General features: G+C 63.1%; 4 protein-coding genes. 2 read left to right on the top strand and 2 right to left on the bottom strand.

What is annotated here, in order from left to right; translation table 11 throughout:
• A partial coding sequence (locus EN964_RS28520; protein WP_164776049.1) for a VWA domain-containing protein occupies nucleotides 1–1,774 on the top strand: 1,774 nt, incomplete at its 5' end.
• 209 nt (nucleotides 1,775–1,983) lie between these two features.
• Nucleotides 1,984–2,247 carry a hypothetical protein gene (locus tag EN964_RS37880; protein WP_164748997.1) on the top strand — a complete coding sequence of 88 codons (264 nt, stop codon included), beginning with the start codon at nucleotides 1,984–1,986 and terminating at the stop codon, nucleotides 2,245–2,247.
• A 15-nt stretch (nucleotides 2,248–2,262) separates the two neighbouring features.
• Here EN964_RS37880 and bmt read toward each other — a convergent pair whose 3' ends face one another.
• Together bmt and EN964_RS28505 are read right to left on the bottom strand one after the other, a co-directional pair.
• On the bottom strand, nucleotides 2,263–3,285 hold the full coding sequence (bmt, locus tag EN964_RS28510; protein WP_164748998.1) for a betaine--homocysteine S-methyltransferase: 1,023 nt from the start codon (nucleotides 3,283–3,285) through the stop codon (nucleotides 2,263–2,265).
• Nucleotides 3,286–3,387: 102 nt separating this feature from the next.
• Nucleotides 3,388–3,715 (bottom strand): DUF1989 domain-containing protein (locus tag EN964_RS28505; RefSeq protein ID WP_127277011.1); only part of this gene is annotated, 328 nt, incomplete at its 5' end.

Raw genomic sequence — 3,715 nt, 5'->3', positions numbered from 1 at the left:
GGTGAAGCCGACGGCCGCCGAGCCGAAGCCGGCTCGCGGCGAGTTGGAGAAGGACAAGAAGGCAGACGCGGATGTGGAAAGCCGCGGCGCGACCGATGCGCTTGTGGCGCCGGCCTCGCCGCAGAAATCCGAATCGACCGTTGCTGGCGGCGCGGCACAACAAAATGCGCTGGAGCGCGGTGTGCTGGCCGAGCCTGCGCCACCGGCACCGACAGGTGAATTCGCGCTGGATGGCGCTGCAAGTGTACCCAGCACCTCGCGAGCCCGCATGCCGGCCGAATCCAAGCTGATGGCGCCGCAGCAGCCGTCGATCTTGCCGGCCGACCAGATGCAGCCGCAACCGGAAAACCGCGACCGCATCGAGGATTTCAAGACCAACCCGGTGCATGCGGCACTCGAGGATCCGGTCTCGACCTTCTCGATCGACGTCGACACAGCCTCCTATTCCTTCGTGCGCGGCTCGCTGAAGCAGGGCACCCTGCCGCAGGCCGATACTGTTCGCGTCGAGGAGATGATCAACTACTTCCCCTATGACTGGAAGGGTCCGGAGTCGGCCTCGACACCATTCAACTCGACCGTCAGCGTCATGCCGACGCCGTGGAACACGCAGACCAGGCTGATGCATGTCGCCATCAAGGGTTTTGACGTCAAGCCGACCGAGCAGCCGAAGGCCAATCTGGTCTTCCTGATCGATGTCTCGGGCTCGATGGACGAGCCGGACAAGCTGCCGCTGCTCAAATCGGCATTTCGCCTGCTGGTCAGCCAGCTGAAGGCCGACGACACTATCTCGATCGTGACCTATGCCGGTGACGCCGGCACAGTGCTGGAGCCGACCAAGGCGTCCGAAAAGGACAAGATCCTCAGCGCCATCGACAATCTGACGCCCGGTGGCAGCACGGCCGGCGAGGCGGGCATCAAGGAAGCCTACAGGCTGGCGCAAAAATCCTTCGTCAAGGACGGCGTCAACCGCGTGATGCTTGCTACCGACGGCGACTTCAATGTCGGCCAGACCGATGACGACGACCTCAAGCGGCTGATCGAAAGCGAGCGCAAGACCGGCGTTTTCCTGTCGGTGTTCGGCTTCGGCCGCGGCAATCTGAACGACCAGATGATGCAAACCATTGCCCAGAACGGCAACGGCACCGCCGCCTATATTGATACGCTGGCCGAGGCTGAAAAGGTGCTGGTCGAGGATGCCTCGTCGACGCTGTTCACCATCGCAAAGGACGTGAAGATCCAGGTCGAGTTCAACCCGAACAAGGTCTCGGAATATCGCCTGATCGGCTACGAGACCCGCGCCTTGAACCGCGAGGATTTCAACAATGACCGCGTCGATGCCGGCGATATCGGTTCGGGCCACTCGGTCACCGCGATCTACGAGATCACGCCCAAGGGCAGTGGTGGCGAGCAGATCGACCAACTGCGTTATGGCCAGGCGTCGGTGGACAATGGCGGCGTCGCCAATGCGGACGAATATGCCTTCGTCAAGATCCGCTACAAGCTGCCGAATGAAGACGTCTCGAAGCTGATCACCACGCCGGTGACCTCGGCCAACGAGATCTCGTCCTTCGACCAGGCCAGCACCGACCAGCGCTTCTCCGTCGCGGTCGCCGCCTTCGGCCAGAAGCTGCGCGACGAGGATGCGACCGCGAAGTTCGGTTACGACAAGATCATGGAGATCGCCACTGCCGCTCGAGGGGCCGACCCGTTTGGGTACAGGGCCGAGTTCCTCTCGCTTGTGCGCCTTGCCTCTGCGCTGGGCGGTAACCGGTAAGTGGTGATGACGGCCGGTTTCTTTCAGATGGGATCGTTCTGATACGGGGGAACCGACCGCGGGCGGGTGAGGCAGGCCGGCGAGGGAAACCTTGCCGGCCTTTTTTCGCGGATTTTATGGGTCGTTAAATTGCGCGGCAATTCCGGTACCGGATGGCAACCCCCTCCTTGTTACGCAGGACAGGTGTACTGGGCTTGAGGGAGCCGAAATTGCAGATCAGGACTATCGCCAACTCGATACCCCCGGCGCCAGACGCCTCGGCGGTTTCATCGGCCCCATCATCGGAATCCAGGCGTGACAATGTCGCACAGGCGCGCCACACCGCCCTGTCGGCGCTGACCAACGACCGCTTCCGCATCATGCTGGAACAGATCACCGACCCCAGCGCTTCGGGCGCGCTGATGACGATGCGCGGCGACAATGTGGTCGACTTCAAGTCGGCGCAGTCGAGCTACGCCGACAACAGCGAATAACCGAAATCGATGAGGTCAGGCCCGGCTGCGGCGGCGCTCGCGGCGGGCTTCGCTGGTCTCGGCGGTGTTTTCCGTCGCGACCTGGTTGCGCATCGGACCAATGCGCTCGACGATCGCCGCAACCGTCGGACGATCCGACTTGGTGTGCGCGTCGAGCGCCTTGCGCATGGCGGCAAGGTGCTGGAACGAGGTGCCGCAGCAGCCGCCGATAATCTTGGCGCCGCCATCGACGGCGAGGCGCACATAATCGGCCATCAGTTCGGGCGTGCCGGAATAATGGATTTCGGTGCCGCGGAATTCGGGAATGCCGCAATTACCTTTGACGATCACCGTCGCCTCCGGCTTCGCCTCGGTCATGTCGAGCAGCGAGGCCAGGATGTCGGACGCGCCAACGCCGCAATTGGCGCCAACGCCGAGCGGCGCCTGCGACAGCCCGTCGGTGACGCCGTGGATATCCCTGGGCAGCAGGCCCATCATGGTGCGGCCGGCAGTGTCGAAGGAACCGGTATAGGTGTAGGGCAGGCCGACGCGGATAGCAGCCTCGGCGGCGGCCCGGATCTCGTCTGGAGCCGACATCGTCTCGATCCAGGCGACTTCGGCGCCGCCTTCCTTGAGGCCCTCGATCTGCTCGGCGAAGGCGTCGACTGCCTCGTCATAGGTCATGGCGCCCAGCGGCACCAGCAATTCGCCGGTCGGGCCGACCGAACCGGCGACGATCACCTTGCGGCCGGCCTTGCCGGCGACCGCACGCGCAAGCTCAGCGGCGCGTTTGTTCAACGCGTGCACGCGATCCTGCGCATGGTGCAGCTTCAAGCGGTGACGGGTGCCGCCGAACGAGTTGGTGAGGATGATGTCGGCGCCGGCATCGACGAAATTCTGATGCAGGCTGGTGATGGTGTCGGGCGCCGTCTCGTTGAGCAGCTCTGGCGCCTCGCCCGCCTCCAGCCCCATGGCGAACAGGTTTGTGCCGGTGGCGCCATCGGCCAGCAGCACGCCCTTTTCAGCCAGCAGCTCATCGATCGGGTTCGTGGTCGTCATCGGATTGGCTTTCATGTTTCGAATTCGAATAATGATATAAAGAAGTCTTTATGTGTAGTCAATGATTTTGCCGCGACCGCTCGGCCAGATGGTGCCCTTTCCTCACGATCCGGGGGTGATCTCGACGTGGATCTCGGTGCAGATGCCGCCATTGGTCGGGTGATGGTCGACCGAGCAAGCGGTGACCACCAGCAGGAGGTCCTGTTCGGCGCGCAACGTCACATAGCCGCCCGGCGGGTTGATCGACGCGGAAACCACCAGCCGACCGTCGGGTTCCGGCAAGGAGTTCTGAAAGAGATCGACCGGATCGGGGGCGAAAGGCAGCGATATGCCCTCTGTGGCCAGCGCCTGCATCAGATTGTCCCGGCAGTTCGGATGATTGGGAAATCCGGCGCGCTCATAAAGCGCGCTGTCGCAAGCGGGGTAAAGC

It is taken from the genome of Mesorhizobium sp. M7A.F.Ca.CA.001.10.2.1, from assembly GCF_003998575.1.
Taxonomy (GTDB): domain Bacteria; phylum Pseudomonadota; class Alphaproteobacteria; order Rhizobiales; family Rhizobiaceae; genus Mesorhizobium.
The sequence above is the reverse complement of the archived record's forward strand: the minus strand, read 5'-3'. Positions and strand labels throughout refer to the sequence as shown.